1 pseudogene is annotated in these 735 nt (G+C 72.7%); it reads right to left on the reverse strand.

The annotated features are described in order from the left end of the window. Positions 1-271: pseudogene (locus D2L64_RS28165) on the reverse strand (hypothetical protein); the annotation flags it as partial. Positions 272-735: the final 464 nt, after the last annotated feature.

A 735-nucleotide genomic window follows, 5' to 3' on the forward strand; every position in this document is an offset into this window, starting at 1 on the left:
CAGTGGCGAGCGTGTCTCCGCCGACCACACGGTGCTCGGGCACCGACGGCGGTGGGGTGGGCCGCGGTGAACGGACCACCTTCGGCGCCACCGCCTTCGGGCAGGGCACGGCGGGAGACGCGGGCACCGGCGGCGGTGCGGCGCCGGACGGTGTCGGGCCGGGCGGCACCGCTGGAACGGCACCTTCGGTGACCGTCGCGACACCCGGAGTCGCAGCGATCAGTACGACCGCGAGGACGACGGGGACCACGGTCAACGCCCGGACTCTCATGAACACGCAGACTAACGGCAAGATCGTGATCGTCGCGCCCCGCACCGACGCCCTCCGACGCGGACCGCCGCGCCCAGCTCCCGCCGAACCCGTTGAACCGTTCGCGCGGGCTCCCCGTATCCACGACCGAACACACACCACGTTCGGACCTGCGGCGGGAGCGCTCCCGACGCGGGTTCGACGATCACCCCGGAAGGGCGCCGACGGGCAGGTCGCCGTCGGTCTCCCGCACCGCATCCACGCGTATCAGCCGGGCGGAGCGACCATGTCGAGCCGCCGGGCGGGTCAATCATGAGGAGAGACAGATGGTCAGGCGTACGCAACGAGAGCGCAAGCACGCGGCCCTGAAGGTCGGCGGCGTCGGCCTCCTCGCGGTGACGCTGCTGGGAGCCGGTCTGACGCTGGCCTCGGCGAACGACAGCGCCACCCCCGCCGGAGCGCAGACGGCGAACTGCCCGACGGTA

The organism is Micromonospora radicis, assembly GCF_003583405.1.
In the GTDB taxonomy this organism is placed as follows: domain Bacteria; phylum Actinomycetota; class Actinomycetes; order Mycobacteriales; family Micromonosporaceae; genus Micromonospora; species Micromonospora radicis.